12 protein-coding genes and 1 pseudogene are annotated in these 19,901 nt (G+C 58.7%); 11 read left to right on the forward strand and 2 right to left on the reverse strand.

The window, feature by feature from the left end:
* Positions 1-251: 251 nt before the first annotated feature.
* From AC1Z32_RS40410 to AC1Z32_RS40420, 3 genes are all read left to right on the forward strand, one after another.
* Positions 252-1,217, forward strand: coding sequence for a LysR family transcriptional regulator (locus AC1Z32_RS40410; RefSeq protein ID WP_483484452.1), 966 nt, complete (start codon positions 252-254; stop codon positions 1,215-1,217).
* 20 nt (positions 1,218-1,237) lie between these two features.
* Complete coding sequence (locus AC1Z32_RS40415) at positions 1,238-4,039, forward strand: winged helix-turn-helix domain-containing protein (protein ID WP_483484453.1); 2,802 nt, start codon at positions 1,238-1,240, stop codon at positions 4,037-4,039.
* Positions 4,040-4,466: 427 nt separating this feature from the next.
* A complete protein-coding gene (locus AC1Z32_RS40420) occupies positions 4,467-4,772 on the forward strand; it encodes a DUF4148 domain-containing protein (RefSeq protein ID WP_483484454.1) in 306 nt (101 codons plus the stop codon).
* A 655-nt stretch (positions 4,773-5,427) separates the two neighbouring features.
* Here AC1Z32_RS40420 and AC1Z32_RS40425 read toward each other — a convergent pair.
* Together AC1Z32_RS40425 and AC1Z32_RS40430 are read right to left on the reverse strand one after the other, a co-directional pair.
* Complete coding sequence (locus tag AC1Z32_RS40425; RefSeq protein ID WP_483484455.1) at positions 5,428-5,784, reverse strand: BON domain-containing protein; 357 nt, start codon at positions 5,782-5,784, stop codon at positions 5,428-5,430.
* A gap of 628 nt (positions 5,785-6,412) precedes the next feature.
* Entirely contained in the window at positions 6,413-9,061 is a 2,649-nt protein-coding gene (locus AC1Z32_RS40430; protein WP_483484456.1) for a winged helix-turn-helix domain-containing protein, read from the reverse strand.
* 379 nt (positions 9,062-9,440) lie between these two features.
* On the opposite strand from AC1Z32_RS40430, the gene AC1Z32_RS40435 reads away from it, so the two are divergent.
* The 8 genes and pseudogenes from AC1Z32_RS40435 to AC1Z32_RS40470 form a co-directional block, all read left to right on the forward strand.
* Positions 9,441-11,234, forward strand: coding sequence for an acyl-CoA dehydrogenase (locus AC1Z32_RS40435; protein ID WP_483484457.1), 1,794 nt, complete (start codon positions 9,441-9,443; stop codon positions 11,232-11,234).
* A 34-nt stretch (positions 11,235-11,268) separates the two neighbouring features.
* On the forward strand, positions 11,269-12,933 hold the full coding sequence (locus AC1Z32_RS40440) for a fatty acid--CoA ligase (protein WP_483484458.1): 1,665 nt from the start codon (positions 11,269-11,271) through the stop codon (positions 12,931-12,933).
* 51 nt (positions 12,934-12,984) lie between these two features.
* Positions 12,985-13,299 (forward strand): DUF485 domain-containing protein, encoded by a 315-nt coding sequence (locus AC1Z32_RS40445; protein ID WP_483484459.1) that lies wholly within the window; start codon positions 12,985-12,987, stop codon positions 13,297-13,299.
* A gap of 38 nt (positions 13,300-13,337) precedes the next feature.
* A complete protein-coding gene (locus AC1Z32_RS40450; RefSeq protein WP_483484460.1) occupies positions 13,338-14,972 on the forward strand; it encodes a cation acetate symporter in 1,635 nt (544 codons plus the stop codon).
* Positions 14,973-14,985: 13 nt separating this feature from the next.
* Positions 14,986-15,447, forward strand: a complete 462-nt coding sequence (locus tag AC1Z32_RS40455; RefSeq protein ID WP_483484521.1) for a MaoC family dehydratase — start codon at positions 14,986-14,988, stop codon at positions 15,445-15,447.
* A gap of 369 nt (positions 15,448-15,816) precedes the next feature.
* Complete coding sequence (phaZ, locus tag AC1Z32_RS40460; protein ID WP_483484461.1) at positions 15,817-16,683, forward strand: poly(3-hydroxyalkanoate) depolymerase; 867 nt, start codon at positions 15,817-15,819, stop codon at positions 16,681-16,683.
* Positions 16,684-17,230: 547 nt separating this feature from the next.
* Positions 17,231-19,090, forward strand: coding sequence for a GMC family oxidoreductase (locus AC1Z32_RS40465; protein WP_483484462.1), 1,860 nt, complete (start codon positions 17,231-17,233; stop codon positions 19,088-19,090).
* 1 nt (position 19,091) lies between these two features.
* A pseudogene (locus AC1Z32_RS40470) lies at positions 19,092-19,313 on the forward strand (UBP-type zinc finger domain-containing protein); the annotation flags it as partial.
* Between the last annotated feature and the right edge of the window lie 588 nt (positions 19,314-19,901).

Below are 19,901 nucleotides of genomic sequence, written 5' to 3' on the forward strand. Positions count from 1 at the left end.
CCCGAGCATTTCATCCACATTTCAGACACAATAACGTTCGAAGAAATGCGTGACGGTTTCGCGAATTTTCACGGTGACCTTCCGAATGAATAGACGCTTTAGCGCCCGTTCAAGTCAGGGTGAAATGGTCCGTCGCATGACACAAAGCCCCTCTCGGGGGGGCTCTGGTCGCGACTCGGGTAGTTCAATATTCCAACGGACATGGCGCTAGCGACGTCAGTGTGTCCAAGTTTTTCATATTGCAGGCCAAGATGGACATGCTCGAAAATATGCGTACGTTTGTGCGCGTCGTGGAGGCAGGAAGCTTTACGGCCGTCGCGAAACGCATGGATACTTCAGCGAGCATGATTTCTCGTGCCATCGCCCAGCTCGAAGATTATCTGGAAACGCGCCTGTTGCAGCGCACGACACGGCGTCTCGCACTGACCGAGAGTGGGCGGCGGTACTTCGAACGTGTGCGGCCCATTTTAAGTAACGTGGACGAAGCCAACGCCGAGGCGCGAAACGCGTCTGTCAATCCGCACGGAAAGTTGCGTGTGCATTCAATGCCTGGTATTGCGCAGCGCCACGTGATGAACTCGATCATCACATATCGGAACGCCTTTCCCCAGGTCGCCGTCGAGTTGACGCTTTCGCAACGACTACCCGATCTCCTTGAGGACGGCTTCGATGTGTCCGTTCTAACGGCAACGTCGTTGCCGGATTCCGGGTACGTTGCACAGCCGATCGGCACCAGCTACAGCGTACTTGTCGCTTCCCCAACCTACCTAGAAGAGCATGACCTGCCACGCACTCCCGCTGACCTGTCCCATCATGCCTGCCTTGCCCTGGACACGCCAGCAGCTCCGGCGGACGAATGGCGCTTGCAAGGAGTGGATCGCGAATTTGTGCATCTCCTGCAAACGCCGCCTCTTCGGGTTAATGAGCCTGAGGCGCTAGCTGTCGCCTTGCGTGCCGGAAGCGGCATCGGTTCACTCGCCATATACTCAATCATAGATGATCTGATTGCAGGTACACTGGTACGGGTATTGCCCGAGTACCGGCTGCAGACTTTGCGAGTCTATGCTGTATCCGTGTCAAGAGTCCACGTGGATGCGCGTATCCGAACATTCGTCGATCATCTGCGCGAGGAACTTGAGACAGCGCTAGGTACGGAAGAACAGGAGGTCGAACGGCTCGCTCGCTCACACGGAGCGACTGGACGCATTGCTATGTAAGAGAGGAGCGGGCAGCGTAAATGAAATCCAGTCTTGAGGGCTGCAGACAGGACGGGGCGCAGGCAGGTTCCGCAGCTACCCTGATTCACACAAAGTTCGCGCCGGCGCGGACGCGCCAACACGTGGGGCGCGTCACACCGCTAGAACGTCTGCGCGCGGGGCTTGATCGCAAGCTGACAGTGGTATGCGCGCCGGCGGGTTACGGTAAGTCGACACTGCTCGCCGAGTGGCGTAAGGCATTGCTTTCTCAGGGGGCGCATGCGGCATGGGTTAGTTTTGACCACGAAGATGACAGTTCCTCGACGTTCGCGTCCTATGTTATTGCGTCGATTGTTGAAGCGACAGGCGGGGTGGGAAAACGCGCGCAGCAGCAGCTGCGAGATCGGGCCTTGTTACCCATCGACGTGGCTTTCGCCGAACTGCTGAACGAATTGGGCGCAAGCGGCACACCGTTGTATCTGTTCTTGGACGACGTCGACAGGCTGGAAACGCCGGCGATTCATGAGGCCTTGTTCAGCGTATTGCGGTATGCGCCGGACAACCTTCATCTGGTGCTTGCCTGCCGCTCGACGCCTCGGCTGCCACTTAGCTACTTCGAGTCTCGCGATCAATTGGTTTGGCTTGACGCGGAGGTGCTCCGATTCAATCGAAGCGAGGCGTCTGAATTCATCAGGCGTGTAGCCGGTAAGGAACTGTCGACGACAGTCCTCGAGGCCCTCGTCGGCGCGACCGAAGGGTGGGTGTCGGGGCTTCAGCTCGCTGCTCTAGCGGTACGGGACGATGTCGAACCGGAACTGGTAGTTCGGCGAATAGGGCAGGCACGGGGCGGCATTGCTTCATACCTCAATGAAAACGTCATGAGCTTCCTCCCTGATTCTGTCCGGGATTTTCTGCTTGTGACCTCGGTCGTCGAACGCATGACGCCGTCCCTGTGTAACGCACTCACTGGAAGGGAGGATGCGCTTGACACACTCGAATGGCTTAGCGCACAAAATCTGTTCGTCAAGACGTTAGGTGGCGAGCGCACCTGGTTTCGATATCATGCGCTGCTGTTGCAATACCTGCGCGATGAACTACAGTCGCGTAAGCCCGATGCTGTTGTGGGGCTTCATCGTTCAGCGGCGAAATGGTTTGGCGCGGCGAACCTATGGTCCGAGGCCGTCAAGCATTCGTTGGCGGCTGGCGAAGTCGTATTGGCAGCGGATTGGGTCGAAGCTTGCGCGATGGAATTGATTGCTGCAAGTGATGTACGTACCGTCTTGAATTGGATTTCCCGACTGCCGGAATCTGCCTTGGAGAAGCGCGTTCGGTTGCGACTCGCGCACGCTTGGGCTCTAGCGCTTTCTCTGCAGATTGTGGCAGCGCGACAAGCTATTCAAACTATCGAAAAAGACATTCAGTCTGGTGTGCTCTCGGTGAACGACGTGGTTGCGTTAGAAGTGCTCGCCGTTCGCTCGCTCATCGCCGGGCTCGCTGACGAAAGCGTGGAGTCGTTGCGGCTCGGCCGTCAAGTGCTGGACGGACAACCGGCCCGCGGCTCATGGGTGGAGCAGATAGGGCAAACTACGCTTATGTTCGGTTTGAGTTATGCGGGCGGCTTAGACGAAGTTTTAAAGTTACGGGCGAACGACGCCGCAGTCACCGGAAGCAGGCCGCTATATTCAAACACCTATCAGCGAAGCATGTCCGGTCTCAGCGAGTTCGTCGCGGGTCGCCTGCAGGACGCATCGCGAACCTTTGAGAACGCGTTGCATATGGCCGAAGAACGGGCCGGTCGGTTATGCGCGGCGGCCGCGCTGCCTGCGGGTTATCTTGGCGCGATTTATTACGAATGGGGCGACATTAAAAGGGCGCGAGAGTTGCAGAGCGAAAGACTGCCGATCGCCTTGCAGGCTTGCTCTTTAGGGCCGTTGTTGCGGTTTACGATGACGGCCGCAATGATCAGTGCGCTTTCTGAGAACTTTGAAGCCGCATACCTTGTGCTTAACGACGTCGAAAAGGTAGCCGTCGAAAGACAATGGCTCCGTCTGCAGGTCGCCTGCATCGGTACTCGTATCCGTCTGAGCCTTATGGAAGGGAAACTCACGCAGGCCCATCGGTACGGCGAAGCACTTCGGCCGTTGGCCTCGGCCGTAGTTCCGCTTCCGGATTCCAGCGGTGTCGAGACTTGGGGATTCTACGAAGTTGCGCGCAGTCGTCTCCTTCTGAGTGACGGCCGTACTAAAGAGGCCGCGAACGCTCTGCTCGCTTTACAGCGCGCGCTGGCGAAGCGCGGGATGCCGTGGTTTGCCGCACAGGCAGCGGTTCTTGCTGCACTTGCTCACGATGCCTGCGGAGAGGGGGACACCGCTCTAAAAATTTTGGCTGATGCACTCGCTTACGGCCAACGTAACGGCCTCGTGCGGACGTTTGTTGATGAAGGTTCGGGCCTCGAGGTACTCTTGGCGAAGCTCCGTGCGGGGAATGCCAGCTTTCCAGACGTGAACGTCTGGTATCTCGACGAACTAAACGTCGCGTTTGCGGCGCATCCCGAGTCCGATGCGGACAGGGTGTTCTCCAGACCAGCTCCAGGCCTCGCTGCAAGTAATCTCAGCGCACGTGAGGTGGAAATCCTTGACTACGTCGCACGCGGCTTGTCGAATAAAGAGATCGCACGCGCACTGCGCGTTGCTCCTGAAACAATCAAATGGCATCTGAAGAACATATTTGAGAAGCTCAACGTCAATTCGCGCATCCAGGCCGTGCGCAGTGGGCTGGCGTTCGATTTGCCTATAAGTCGGCGCGGAGGGGGCGCCGCCGGGCAGGGCAGAACTTCAAAATAGTTCTTTCTACTCCGAGTTTAGATTTTCGCGACATCTGGAAGTCTGGCGGCTCAAACAGAGCTCAGGATCTTTCCACGCCCTCCTCCTACGCGGTTAGTCTACTTGTCTTGTGAAGCGGTCTTTAGCCTCCACTGCTTCGAATATCGGGTGTCAACGGTTCCTTTTCAAGCACAGATCTGCCTGCACTCGCGCGCTTGCTAGAAGAGTCTGGGAAATTGCGCATGAAGCGGCGTACGCGCCTACTGGCCCGGGGATTGATGCGTCGGTTCGTTGCCTTCGGCAAATCTGACGGCAACGCCACCGTATTCCTGCTTCGTTAGAATAATTCTTTCCCGAGATTGTCAGTTAATCTTCAAGTCTTACTTGGATAAGCTATGAACTGGTGGTGGATAGTCCGCTACCTAAGTAACCAAGGAAGGTGGTTGCCGTGAAGAATTTTTTCCCTATCGTTATTGTTGCTGCGCTTGCCTCACCCGCTGTCGCCTCTGCGCAATCGAGTTCCTCGATCACCCGCGCGCAGGTGAAAGCTGAGTTGGTCCAACTCAATCAAGTGGGTTACTCGAGCGCTAATTCTGACAACGCCCATTATCCTGACAGTATTCAGTCTGCCGAGGCGAGGGTAGCGGCTATGAATGGTTCCAATAACTCTAGAGGCTCTCAGTCCGCACCGGCAGATTCGGGTCGTCCGACATTGACGAGGTCCGATTGGGATTCGATGTATGGCCGACCGTAAGGCATGGCTGAGCACCATAATTGCAGCGTTGTCGCGAACGGCCCATTTAGCCTGCGGCTTGACCCGGTCGCGGAAAGCCGAGTCTCTTAGTTAGATTGGCGGTATGCACTTTGACCCTTCGGAATTAAATATCTCTGCGTGTATTGATGCTCTGAAAAGCAGGTCCAAACGCGCGCTCGCAGGCTTCTAAACCTATCGAGGCGCTCAGAGGGGGACAGACTCAACTTCACATGAGGAAGAAAGGAATTAGGGAGATGCGTTGACAATCGGCGCAGTGAAGTATGCATCACCGACGAGGCTGGAGCGTGCACGCTGCTGTTGCGGCCGTCATTGCCCGTCGCGAGCGGAAGTTGAATGGGTGCCCGCCGCGCGTAGAGAAGGTCCTAGCTCCGGCGCGAGGCGGTCATCACGCCCTCCATCCACGCGCGAGGAAAAGCGGGAATCCTCGCGTGGTCCCCGAAGTTGCGTTACAGTGTGTACAGAGGATGATGCGCGATCATTGGCTGGCAAGCCGACTCGGCAATCAGATTGGGAGTACAAAAGGAATGACTGGTATCGGCGTACACGAGCTAGCCTTCCTCCTGAGTATCAGCCTCGGTCCCGCAAATCCCCTGCGCGCGTTGTGACTGAAGTATTCCCCCACGCTGGCGACGGTTCAGTTGCCTGGCTCTCTCACTCTCAACTGGTTGTTGACCGAAGAAACCCCAGGGACCGCCCCTGCAGTTGCGCCTGCGATATCAATCTGCCCAGCTTCTGGTACGGAGCCAGCGAGCGCGACTGCGCCTCCTTTGGCCAAGACGTTGATATGGGAGGTGTCAATTTCTTTCTTTCGTGTGAGTGCGCGGCGCACATCTTTAGCAAGCTGGTGATTCTGAGCGCGTGCGGTTGCCTTGGTATTGGTAGCCGGACCGACCGAGGATGCAGATCCAGCGTCAGATTGCGCGCGCGCGCTCAGCGTGCACGCCGTTGCTGCAATCAGTACTCCAAGCTTGATATAGCCGGGCAGCTTCATGAGGAACTCCTTATCGATCGATTAGTGAATATACAGAAAGTTGTCAAAGGCTGTTAAAAATCGCCGAAGTAATGGCGCAGTCCCGGTTCGCCTCTCGTTTGGCGTGGTATGCAATAAGAATTTCACATATCTTACTTCTCAAGACACCCGCGGAGGCGTCGGCTACAGTCGTGTTCGGCTAGATGAGGATGAAACGTTCCTGGGTTCGAGAGAAGCCCCCCAAGCGGGGGGCATCGGATCTAGCTGTGCTGCTGGGCAAGGTCCTCGGGCTCAGTAAACATGGCCGTACGCGATCTGGTGTAAATTGGCTTGATGTCTTCGGTGACAGGGCTGGAGATCCTTTCGAGGACACGGATGCGTTTTAGGCACGGGCCCAAGGCATGTGCACGGCATTGGCGGAAGACGTTGAAGCCGTATGCCCGGGCAGCTGCGCCAATCAGTTCGGCCACTTGTCGAAGCGGCTTTGGAAGATACAGGCGTGGTTAATCGAGGGGCGCGCTGCTCCAGCAATACGACGGGACAGTGCAGGTGAGCCTCGACAACTACTTTGCAATGGTCAACGGGCAGTCGTCGACATTCGCTATGGTCAACGACTACATGGTGTACGCGGACGCCTTCGAGGCGAACCTCACTGCGAAGTTTCTGCAGACTCAGTTGTGTGCATGACGCGCGCCGTCAGCCCGAGGCCGCTCTGCACAGCCTCGATGCGAGACCCCACATTAAGTTTTTCAAAGATATTTTTGAGATGCCATTTGACGGTCTCTGGCGCGATGCGCAGCGCTCGACCAATCTCCTTGTTTGACAAACCACGGGCGATATGGTGGAGGATTTCGATCTCTCGGGCACTAAGAAGCGCCGACGCAACCGGTTTAGCCGCCGCCTGTGCGTGCTGTAGCGGTGTCCTGCGGTCATCGAAAGCCGCAAGCAGGTGCGCGATGTACGTTGCGTCAACCTGTTTGCCAGCAGCGGCGCGTTGCCAGCGCCGAATCAGGGCCTGCAGCGGGTCGCCTTCGTCCACGAAGCTGCTGATCATCCCGGTCGTCTGAGCGAAGCGCAACGCCTGCTCAAGTGACGTGAGGGCAGTCGCAGCAGCGCCGTTCTGCTCAAGCGCGAGTGCCGCCAACAAAGCGGTGCGGGCGCTCAGGTATCTCATTCCCGCGGCTTCGAGCTGGTCGTGCAGGCCGCAGAGCAGCGAGACCGCATCGGCTGGCTGTCCGGTTGCAAGATCGAGACGTGCCCTCGCCGTGCAGTAACTGGCCCAGGTCTCGAGAAAGCTCCCCATTTGTGGTGGTGGCTGTGAAGGCATGAGAAGGCGCAGTGATTCGATGGTCCGGCGCGCCTGTGCCAACCGGCCATCGCACAGGTACAGGCGCACCGCCTCCGCATCGCACGCGGCTCGAAGCCGCAGCCAATGTCGCGCGGCTGCGGCCTGCCTGGCATCCTCAATGATAGCCAGTGCGGAGCCGAGGTCGCCGTTTCGGGCGTGCAGACTAGCTGTCGCACACGTGTATCGCAGCAGCGAGCCCAGGGGACACGCCGTCATTGCAAGGGTGGTCCGATCCGCCATGACCTGCTGCGCGCGAATAGGATCGTTGCGCTCATAGTAGAGTGCAGCCAGATAGCCTGCCGGGAGTACAGCGGCGGCCGAGTCGCGGCCCAAGGCATGTTCGGCCAGACCTAGCGCGCCTTCGTAGATCTGCGCGGCCTCGTCGAGCCGGCCTTCCACGAGTGAGGCGAGTCCAAACATGCTCTCTCGGTAGACACTGGCATAGATTGGCTCTTCTCGGTCGCTGCGATGAGTCTTTGCTACTGATCTCATGCGTCGAACTTCGTCGAATTCGCCCTCATACAGCAGGCCGAAGACTTGAGCCGTTTCAGCAAACCGGCGGGCCCACGATGGTACCGGCAAGGGCGAAATCGATGCCACGCGGCCTAACTTGAGCGAGAGTGGACTATCATCGTCGAAGCCTGCTATTAAGGCCCTAACGGCGTTGATTTCGGCCTCGAACGTTGAATTGTCGATGTCGCCATCGTCTGCACCGTCGGAGGTCATTTCACTGATGAGCGCCTGTACGACCCGCGTTGCCTCGGCCGCACGCATCGACAGGGCGAGTGCCCACGCGTTGGCGAGCCGCAGCCGTGGTCGCCGGTTCACGAGCTCGGACGGCAGTCGAGATATCCAGCCGAGCAGAGTGCGCACATCACTGCGATCCACCATTACCCGCGCGCAGTTTTCGGCCCATTCGGCAGCCTCGGGAACGTCGCCGGCTGCCAGCGCATGGCGTACCGCCTCGGGCCATAGGCGCTCTCCGGCAAACCAGCGACTGGCGCGCCGGTGCAGCAGGGGTACCTCCTTCGGGAGCTGACGAGCCAGCCGTCGCCGCAGTGCGTCAGACAGCAACCCGTGGTATCGAAACCAGTGACGATCGTCGTCCAGAGCCCGGATGAAGACGTTGTGCTGCTCCAGCCAGTCGAGCTTTTCCCAACTGCGCGCACCGGCACCCATCACGGCGTCGCACGCGCCTGCGCTGAGCCGTTCGAGGACGGACGTACGCAGCAGGAACTGCAATACCGCTGGCGGTAACTGTCCCAGTACCGTGCTGTCGAGATAGGCATCCACGCCGGAGCGCGCTCCGGCAAGACTGGACGCCACCTGGGCTGCGTCGCCCGACTCGCGTAGAGTGAGTGAAGCGAGTTGGAGGCCTGCAACCCAGCCTTCGGTCGCATCGTTCAGCAGGTCGACGCTAGAACAATCCAGTGTGATACCCGTGGCCTGCGTGAAGAAAGCCCTCGCCTCATTATCGGAAAAGCGCAGGTCGGTCGCATCGATGTGCACGAGTTCCTCACGCGTGCAGAATTCGCTAAGAGCCAGGCAGGGTTCGCTGCGCGCACCAACTAACATATGAAAGTTCTCGGGCGCGTAGCGCAGCAGACGAGAGACTAAAGCACGGACCGATTTCGACATGACGCGATCGAAATCATCGAGAAAAAGAAAGACATGCCGGCCACAGGCCCCGATTTCGTTGAGAAGGACTGAAACGATCGTCCTGACGGGCGTCAGTGGGTCATCGCGCAGCAGTTGCTGCGCATATGTACAGAGTCCTTCCGAAGCCTTGTATAGCGCTGCCACGAGATAGGCGCCGAACTGCGGCAGATCGTCATCATCCTCATCCAGGCTCAGCCAGCCAACGAACTGCTGGTCGGCGCGAAGCATCTCGCTCCATTGAGCGAGCAGCGTTGTCTTGCCGAAGCCTGCTGGGGCGATGACCGCCGTCAACTTGCGATCCCGGCCAGCGTCAAGTCGAGTCAGCAGCTTGGACCGCGCAACGGGACCTCGCGGCGGTCGCGGCGGAGTCATTTTGGTCTGGATCAGCGATACGCTCCATCTCTGCCTGGCAGTATCGGACAAGGCTCGCATGTCAGCGTCGTTCAGTAGGTGGACGATAGCTGCATTCTGGTCAGCGTCTGCACGGCGACAATTCGTGTTTTCCCGTGAAACCGCAGCGACCGCTCGCGCCCCCCTGACGCCCCCCCCGATGCGGCAAGACGCGCCTCCCCGGCGGAGGGGCTGTTTCACGGCTTCCACATATCTAGTCTGATTGCACTCAGACCATCATGGCGGCGGCCTACACCGAACTGCCCAACTTCCCAGCATCATGAGCGAATATATTGCCCCGTTGCGCGACATGAGCTTTGCTCTTACCGATCTCGCCGGACTTGAGGAGGTCGCAAGCCTCCCCGGCTTTGAGGAGGCAAGTTCCGACACGGTCGCCGCCATTCTCGACGAAGCATCGAAGTTTTCCGGCGAGGTGCTCGCGCCGATCAATCGGGACGGCGATCTCAACGGCTGCACACTTAGCGAAGGCGAAGTGAAAACTCCACCGGGGGTTAGACAGGCCTACGAGCAATTCGTCAACGCGGGCTGGAATGGCCTGTCCTTTCCACACGAATATGGTGGACAGGCCCTGCCAAAACTGGTTGCCAGTCCGGTCTTCGAGATGGTCGCTGCGGCCAACATGGGCTTTTCTCTGTGTCCGATGCTCACCTCAGGTGCCATCGAGGCCCTCCTGTTGTGCGGCTCGCCAGAGCAGAAACAGGCGTGGCTGAAACCACTCGTGCATGGACGTTGGACCGGCACAATGAATTTGACCGAGCCGCAGGCCGGGTCCGACCTGGGTGCCGTGCGAACACGTGCGGTTCCAGAGGGCGAACATTTTCGCCTCTACGGGCAGAAAATTTTCATCACCCACGGCGAACACGACCTCGCCGAAAACATCCTGCACTTGGTGCTCGCTCGGCTGCCGGATGCGCCGGACGGAGTCAAGGGTATCTCGCTGTTTCTGGTGCCCAAGTACCTCGTTAATCCGGACGGTTCACTCGGTGCGCGAAACGACGTCCGCTGCGTATCGCTCGAGCACAAGCTCGGCATTCATGCCAGCCCGACGGCCGTACTCGCATACGGCGACGCCGACGGTGCGATTGGCTATCTCGTCGGACAAGCGAATCACGGCCTCGAATACATGTTCATCATGATGAACGAAGCCCGTTACGCAGTCGGATTGCAGGGCGTCGGTATCGCCGAGCGCGCCTATCAGCAGGCTGCACGCTATGCGAAGGAGCGCGTCCAGAGCAAAGATCTCGGCGACCCGAAAGGCGCCGCAGTGACGATTGTGCATCACCCGGATGTGCGGCGCATGCTGATGACGATGAAAGCGATGACGGAAGCAATGCGCGCGGTCGCCTATGTCGTGGCGGCGGCGATTGACCGTTCGCACGCGGCGAACTCGGAAGACGAAAGGGAAAGGGCTCGCGAGTTCGTTGAGTTCATGGTGCCGATCCACAAAGGCTGGGCAACCGAAACAGCCATCGATGTGACGAACCTCGCGATCCAGGTGCACGGGGGCATGGGTTTTGTCGAAGAAACCGGCGTCGCACAGCATCTGCGTGATGCGCGCATCCTGACAATTTACGAAGGCACCACTGGTATCCAGGCGAACGATCTTGTCGGGCGCAAGACTGCGCGTGACGACGGCATAGTCGCGAAAAGGGTGATTGCCATGATGAGGGAGGACCTGGCAGAACTAGCAGAGTCGAGTGACCCAGACGACAAATTGCTGCACACGCGACTGGACGTAGCTATCACAGCCTTTGAAACTTGCGTCGACTGGATCGTCAGCACCTACTCGACGGACGCGAGAACGGTCCATGCGGGTGCAGTGCCATTCCTGAAGCTAGCCGGTGTGCTGTGTGGCGGATGGCAGATGGCGCGGGCGTCGCTGATTGCGCAGCGCAGGCTGGACGCAGGCGAAGGTGATGCCGCCTTTATGCGCGGCAAGCGGGTGACGGCGAGGTTCTATGCAGAACACCTGCTAAGTCAGATTCCGGGACTTCAGCACGCCGTGATGCACGGCGCCAGTGTCGTGCTCGCATTGCCGGCAGACGAATTCTGAGCATTTTCGCCTCCCAGTTTCAAGGAAAATCACTATGTCTTCTTCGCTGCTCATTGAGCGCACCCCATCGGCCTACGACTACCCGCTTCTCATCAAGCAGCTCCTGCACATGCCGCTAGCGACGTGTCCGGAACGGCAGATCGTCTATCGCGATCAAGCGCGTCAAGACTACTGGATGCTACGTCACCGAATTGGCCTGCTCGCGGATGGCTTGAAGTCACTGGGCACGGTACCGGGCGATACTGTCGCGGTAATGGACTGGGACAGCCATCGCTACCTTGAGAGCTACTTCGCTGTGCCGATGATGGGCGCCGTGTTACTGACTGTGAACGTGCGTCTTTCACCCGAGCAGATCGCGTATACGCTGAATCACTCGGAAGCCAAGGTGTTGCTGGTCAACGCCGATTTCCTGCCGGTGCTTGAGTCCATCCGCGAACAACTGGAGAGCATCGACCGTTTCGTGCTAATTGATGACACGAGCGATGACGCTGGTGGCGCTGCACTGCCGTTTGGTTTCGCAGATGAATATGAGGCAATGCTTGCCTCTGCCTCGCCCGACTATGTCTTCCCGGATTTCGACGAAAACACCCGGGCAACCACTTTTTATACTACGGGAACCACCGGTGCGCCCAAAGGCGTGTACTTCAGTCACCGCCAGATTGTCCTTCATACGCTAGCCACCATGGCTGCGTTGACAAGCAACCCACAGCAAGGACGCATCCACCGCGACGACGTCTATATGCCGATGACGCCGATGTTCCATGTGCATGCGTGGGGCATGCCCTATGTTGCCACTGCACTTGGTCTCAAGCAGGTCTACCCGGGCAGGTATGCGCCGCAATCCTTGATCGAGCTCATTGAACGTGAAAGCGTGACATTCTCGCATGGCGTGCCGACACTACTCCATATGGTGCTGTCAGATCCGAAAGCGGCTGCGGCTGACCTGCGGGGCTGGAAGGTGATTATTGGCGGTTCGGCCTTGTCCCGAGGGCTCGCGCAGTCAGCACTCGATCGCGGCATCGACGTTTTTACGGGATACGGAATGTCGGAATCGTGTCCGATCATGGCGCTGGCTCAGGTTAAGACATCAATGCTCGGCGACCTTGAAAGCGAGCTAGACGTCCGAACGAAGACCGGCCTCCCAATTCCACTTGTGGAGCTGCGGATCGTTGACGAAGAAATGCGCGACGTCCCGCACGACGGCAATGCAACGGGGGAAATTGTCGTACGGGCACCGTGGCTGACTCAAGGTTACTTCAAAAATCCGGGCGCCTCCGAGAGCTTATGGATGGGTGGATTTCTGCATACCAACGACATCGGGGTGATCGACAGCGATGGCTATCTGCAAGTGACCGACCGGATGAAAGATGTGATCAAGACGGGAGGCGAGTGGGTATCGTCACTGGAGATCGAAGATTTGATTTCTCGCCACCCCGCAGTGAGTGAGGTGGCAGTAATCGGCGTGCAGGACGCGAAGTGGGGCGAGAGGCCGCTCGCACTGATCGTTCTCAAGGCCGGCGAACATGCCGATCAGGCCGCAATACAAGAACACCTGAACGGATTCTCGTCCAGCGGAGCGATCTCGAGGTTCGCAGTTCCCGAGCGAGTGGTATTCGTCGATGCCATCGACAAGACCAGTGTCGGCAAGATTGATAAGAAACGACTACGAGAACGATACACGTCGCGCGATGTGCTTTAAGCCACCTCCGGCGTCGCGCGAGCCAGAGGAATCAACCTAAGGAGACAATCAATGTCAGATGTCAACACGGTAGAACGCATACGGCAGCACGCGCTGTTCCGTGATCTAGTCAGGCAGCGCTCGCGCCTTTCCTGGTCACTACTGGCTATGGCGCTGCTAGCCTATTTCAGCCTTACGGCACTGGTGGCATTTTGGCCTGAACTGCTTCGTAGGCCTGTCGCCTCGGGCGCGGTGACGACCGTGGGCGTGGTCATTGCAGTCGCTGTGTTGGTGCTCGGATGGGCTCTGACTGGCATATATGTGCGGCGGGCCAATGGCCAGTTCGACACGCTTACCGTCCAACTGCTGAGTGAGGTCGCAGAATGAGTCGTAGCAACAGATCAACGGAGATTGCACTGCTGTTCATGAGCGCTCCTGGAGGCCTCGTGTGGGCCGGACCGGCCGTCGAAGCCGGACAGAAGCAGCCGCTTAATGTTACCGCCATTGCGATGTTCCTCGTATTCGTCGGGGTTACGTTGGGCATCACCTGGTGGGCGGCGACTCGTACTAAAACGGCCGGCGACTTCTTTACCGCAGGTGGTGGTATCAGTGGTCTTCAGAATGGACTGGCGGTGGCCGGCGACTACATGTCTGCGGCAACCCTTCTTGGTGTCGTGAGCCTCGTATATGCAAGAGGCTACGACGGGTTGCTCTATGTCGTAGGCTTCTTCGTGGGTTGGCCGGTCATGCTGTTTCTCATGGCGGAGCGACTACGCAATCTAGGAAAGTTCACATTTGTGGACATCGTTGCGTATCGTCTCGATCCGGTGAGCACTCGCTGGATGGCAGCCACTAGTTCTCTCATCGTGGTGTTCTTCTACCTTATCGTGCAGATGGTGGGCGCGGGCGAACTGGTTCAGTTGCTTTTCGGGGTCGACTACAACTATGCAGTGGTCGGTGTCGGTGTCCTGATGATCGTCTATGTGACCTTCGGCGGCATGTTAGCGACAACATGGGTGCAGATTATCAAGGCGGTGCTGCTAATGTTCGGTGGAACACTCCTGATGGTCTTGTCGCTCGCGCATTTTGGCTTCAGTTTCGAGTCGCTCGCTGCGAAGGCGGTGTCCGTGCATCGAAGCGGGACTGACCTGATGGGACCCGGGCATTTGTTTGCTGACCCTGTGTCAGCGCTTTCGCTATCGCTCGCTACCGTGTTCGGCCTCTGCGGGTTGCCGCACATCCTGATGCGTTTTTTCACGGTGCCCAATGCGCGGGAAGCCCGCAAGAGCGTGTTTGTTGCCACAACCTGCATCGGCTACATGTTCGGAGCAATGTTTGTGATCGGCTTGGCGAGCATCGTGATCGTCGGCACAGACGCGCAGTTTTTCGAAGGTGGTATTCCGGGCGGTAAGCTTCTCGGCGGCGGGAACATGGTCGCGATGCATTTGGCCAAGGCGACGGGAGGCAACCTGTTCCTGGGTTTTCTCGCTGCGGTGACCTTCGCCACGATCCTCGCGGTAGTGTCGGGTCTCGCGCTCGCCGGAGCCTCTGCGGTCTCACATGACATCTACGCCAACGTGTTGTGTCGTGGCAAGACAACCGAAGCCTCCGAGGTGCGTGTCACGAAGCGAGCGACGCTCGTCATCGGCTTGGTGGCCGTCGTCCTCGGCATCCTTTTCCGAGGTCAGAACCTCGCCTTCCTGGTGGCGCTCGCGTTCAATGTTGCGGCGTCCGCTAATTTTCCGCCTCTCGTGCTATCAATGTACTGGAAAGGTTTGACCAGTAAGGGAGCAGTCTGGGGCGGTTTCATTGGACTTGTTTCGTCAGTCGGACTGGTGATCCTGTCTCCCGCAGTTTGGAAGTCGGTCCTAGGACATCCTGCAGGCATCTTCCCGTACGATCATCCAGCGCTCTTCTCGATGCCACTCGCATTCCTCGTGATCTACGTGGTTTCGAAACTAGACCGGAGCAAGAAGGCAAAGGCCGAGCAGAGCGCGTTCGATGCGGAGTTCGTGCGTGCACAGACGGGTTTCGGCGCAGCAGCAGCCAGCAAACACTAGAGGACAAACGATGATGCCGCGTCGACTAAGTCTTGCAACCCTTCCGCAGTTCGTTGGCAGGGAGATTGGGGTCTCTCGCTGGATACGAATTGACCAGCCTCGCATCGGCGCCTTCGCAGATTGCACTGGCGACCGTCAATGGATCCACCTGGACGTTGACAGAGCCGAACGAGAGAGCCCCTTTGGCGCTACGGTCGCACATGGCTACCTACTTCTCGCCGTACTCGCGCCCACATGGTTCGAGGTGCTGGTCGAGCCGGCAGGCATCCCTACTATTCTCAACTATGGATTGGACAGGGTGCGATTTATGGCGCCTGTGAAGGCCGACTCATGCGTCAGAAATCGCATCACACTGGTAAACGTGACACACAAGGGCGATGGACGTACGCTAATCACCACCGAGAACACGTTGGAGATCGAGGGTGAGTCGAAACCTGCGCTGATTGCGCAGGCGCTCACTCTGGCGTTGGACTGAGCAGACCAACGTTCGGAGGGCAATGAAGGGCCGCGAAGATAACGCCGGTGCACAGCATAGTGCGACTTCCGACGGCATCGCGGGCCGAGCAGTGGCAGGCCTGCCACGCCCAAATCCTTTCAGCGGTCTGCGGGTGGATGATGCGTTCGCGAGCGCGCTGGAGATGGCAGATGCAGTGTATAGGAGCGGTAAGCGCAGGCGCCAACCATCCTTAAGATTGCAGCCTGAGAAGCGCGGTCCGCGTTAAAGCAACCTGGTTTTGGAGCACGCCTGCATCTTTGAATTGGCCTACTGTGCACCGAAGATCGACTCCTGTGCTGTGGTGCGTGCCCCTTTGAGACAGACTGAAACCGGAACCCTTCTGTGCATATGGACGAAACGATAGATCCGAAGGCTCGAGCCATCCCGACCGAGATTCTTAACGTCGACATCGACGGCCAGGTTCTACGCGTTGGAGTGCGTCCCGGTGAGCTTGAGGGGCCGCCACTGCTGCTCTTCAACGGCATCGGCGCGAACCTTGAACTCATGGAGCCACTTACCGCGGCGCTGCAGGGCGTTGAGACTGTGATTTTCGATGTGCCCGGCGTCGGCGGGTCTCCAGCGCCACTGTTGCCTTATCGACTTGACAGCCTTGCACAGTTGGCGAACCGATTGATGACGCGTCTTGGCTATGACGGGCAAATTGATGTGATGGGCGTTTCGTGGGGCGGGGCCCTGGCACAGCAATTCGCTCACCGGTATTCTCAACGCTGTCGACGCCTGATTCTCGCCGCAACATCGCCTGGTTTCCTGATGGTACCCGGCAGGCTTTCTGTGCTTTCGAAAATGCTGAGCCCACGTCGTTACGCAGACTCCGAATTTCTGAATAAGGTAGGCCCGGAACTGTATGGTGGAGTCTTCCGCAGAGAGCCGGACCTGCTCCGAGCCCATGCAGAGCACATTCGGCCGCCGCGCGGTAGAGGCTACTTGTATCAGATCCTTGCTACTTCGGGATGGAGTAGCCTGCTCTGGCTTTGGCTTGTAGAGCAGCAGACTTTGGTCCTAGCAGGCAACGATGACCCAATCGTCCCGATTTTGAATGCACAGATACTCACATCGTTGATCCCTAACGCCCGACTGCAGATCGTTGACGATGGTCACTTGTTCGTCCTTAATCGTCCAACCGAAATAGCTTCGTTAGTCAAATCGTTTCTGACAGAAGAGGTTCACGCGCCGGGAAACGAGGTGTCTGCTTAGGTGCCCGAGCGACACGTGCATACAGACTTCGAGGACAGTGCGAGCTCGTCGAGCAAACCGTGCAAGAGCAGGGAGCACGGCCGTCTCACTGCCATCTATCACGACGCGGGCGACAACCATCCGTGCGGCTGCATCGCTGATTATCGAGACGGGGCTTCCAAGGTTGTAATGACTCGACGGCCCAGAAGCGAGGCGATCTTGTCGCTATCGCGATTCGCATCAGCGTCACAGAAACTTCAGTGCCGTCGGTGCGTTTGTCGTTTGCCTAAAATAGGCGAATCGCCACGCATGGGGGAAATCCCGTATTGTTTAGCCTTGTTGGATGCGTGACCTTAAACGTAAGAGGAATCGATCACGGGCCCTCCTCCTAAGCGAGATGCCGCAACCTGACGAGGCCGAGTTCAATACTTTCTTCCGTCTCCGTTTTCCTTCGATCAGTTTACCATCCGACGAGCAACCTTGAGGGAGCCGGCTACCACCCTCAGTCATATCGTGGCACAGGCAGGATGCTGGTCACTGACACGAAGAGAGGTTGAAAGGAGGCAACATGGTCAACTCGAATCTCGCGCCGGACGCCGTCAACGATTTCATCATTGTGGGGTCGGGCGCAGGCGGTGGGCCGTTGGCGGCCAATCTAGCTGAAGCGGGTTTCTCGGTGCTGCTAATCGAGGCGGGGAGCGACCATCGGTGCCCCTACTACGACGTTCCGATCATGCAGGCGCGCGCCAGCGAGGACGCCGAGATGCGGTGGGATTTCTTCGTCCGTCACTATGATAACGACATGCAGCAGCGCCGCGACGTGAAGTTTGTGTCCGAACGCGACGGTGTGCTCTACCCGCGCGGCAGCACGTTAGGGGGTTCTACCGCGATAAGCGCGCTCGTCACGGTCTACCCGCATAATTCCGACTGGGACGGATTGGCCGAGTTGACCGGCGACGCCGATTGGTCGGCAGACGCGATGCGCGCGCGCTTCCAGCGGATTGAGGCGTGGCGCGGGCGCGATCCTGATCCACATAACCCCGCGCGGCCCGGCGATGCATCACGCCACGGTTTCGATGGCTGGCTGAAGACGACCCGAGCTGCGCCGAATCTGGCTGGTCGCGAACCTTGGTTTCTGGATATCATCGAGGCAGTCGAGGCGGAAAGCCGGGCCACCTACGATACGCCCGTGGAGGCCGTGCTGCCCAACGATCCGAACGATTGGCGCTTCGTATCGGAGCGTCGCGAGGGAATGTCGTTCATCCCGGTCGCGATCGACAATGGCCGTCGTAACGGGGCGCGGGAGCGAATCCTGGTCGTGCAGGCCGCGCACCCCGAGCGGTTGACAGTCCGATACAACACGCTTGTATCCAAAGTGCTGTTTGACGGCGATCGCGCGGTCGGCGTCGAGTGTCTTGATGGCGAGCATCTCTACGGCGCCGACCCGGCTACCGAACGCGCACACGGGCCGGGCGAGCCGATCAGCTTTCGCGCGCGATGCGAGGTGATCCTCGCCGGCGGCGCGTTCAACACGCCCCAGCTCCTCAAGCTGTCCGGAATCGGCCCGCGCGAAGAACTGGAAAAGTACGGGATCGATGTGCGACTGGACCGTCCCGGCGTCGGTGCCAACCTTCAGGATCGGTACGAGGTCGGCATCGTGCACCGGTTGATCCACGACTACTCACTGTTCCAGGATGCGACCCTTGACGTGCCCGGTCGCGATGGAAAAGGCGACCGGCATTATGAGGAATGGGCGACGGAACGCGATGGACCATACAGTACGAATGGCTCGCTTGCGGCTTTCGTCGCGCGGTCGAGCGTCGCAGGCGAGGAGCCCGATCTCTTCGTCTTTGCGCTACCGGTTGATTTTCACGGCTATTACCCGGGCTATGCCGCCGAGAGCGCGGGCAAGCACGACTGCTTCACCATGGTCGTCCTAAAAGGACATACCCGCAACACGGCAGGCATGGTGCGGCTTGCCTCGACCGATCCACGTCATCCCCCGAGGATCGACTTCGCCTATTTCGAGGAAGGCAGTGATCCTGAGGCCCACGACTTGCGCGGCGTGATGGACGGAATTGCCATCGCGCGCCGCATCGCCGCGCGGCTGCCGGAGATCGTTGCGGAGGAGGTCATTCCCGGCGAGGGTGTGAGCGGCGACGAAGCGCTGAAGCAATGGGTGCGCGATACCGCCTGGGGCCATCATGCCTCCTGCACCTGCCCGATCGGGCGCGTCGATGACCCTATGGCCGTGCTGGACGGCGATTTCCGGGTTCGCGGCGTCGAAGGGCTACGCGTGGTTGACGCCAGTGTGTTCCCGCGCATCCCGGGCCTGTTCATCGCCAGCGCGGTCTACATGGTGAGCGAGAGGGCGAGCGACGTCATCATCGCTGCATATGCGGATGAAACCAAAGTGGAGAAGGCCTGAGATGCGTGACGGTATAGATCGGAGCGTCCCGCCGAGTGGAGCGGGCTGTCAAGAATGTCTGGAAACGGGTGGCTGGTGGGTGCATTTGCGCCGTTGCGCGCAATGCGGTCACGTAGGTTGTTGCGACACATCTCCTTCGCAACACGCGACCCATCATTTTCATGCGACAGGTCATCCCATTATTCAGAGCTTCGAGCCGGGCGAAGAATGGTTCTACGACTATCGCACCGGTAACGCTTTTCCAGGACCCGTGCTTGCCCCCCCTCAGGCACATCCGATCGATCAGCCGGTACCAGGACCGGAGGGTGTCGTCCCGGCGGATTGGAGGGACCTTGTGAACGAGTGAGTCGACCGCCCGGCAATTTCTCTTCGCATTTCTGGTGAGCCATAAGAGCCGAAATTCGTTGCACGCTACGGAACGACCACCACCGCGGGAACTTCATAAGGCAATGTCTCGACGGAATTCCTTCAAAGTCGTGTTGAGCGTATCACCCACTTAACATCGGCCAATTTGTCCGTAATCTGTAACAGGATTTTTTGCCCGCGACGAACGTCAGGAGCGCGCCATTTTTACCGTTCAAATTTCCACCTACCCATTCAGGGGGCTTTTGTGTCGGAGGTACTGGGCCCTAAGATTGGTATGTGGAACCTGCGGTAAGCGCCCTTATCTCTGCGGGCGAGCCTTAGGAGGTCGTGCGTCATTAGGTCTGGTCACTTGCGCGACATCCGCGTCATTGTTTATCGGAAGGTCTGCCAGCCCGCGCAAGGAGATGACATGGCTTCTGGAACCCAGGGGGCTCGACAAAATGCG

Source organism: Caballeronia sp. 11_S32, assembly GCF_056930355.1.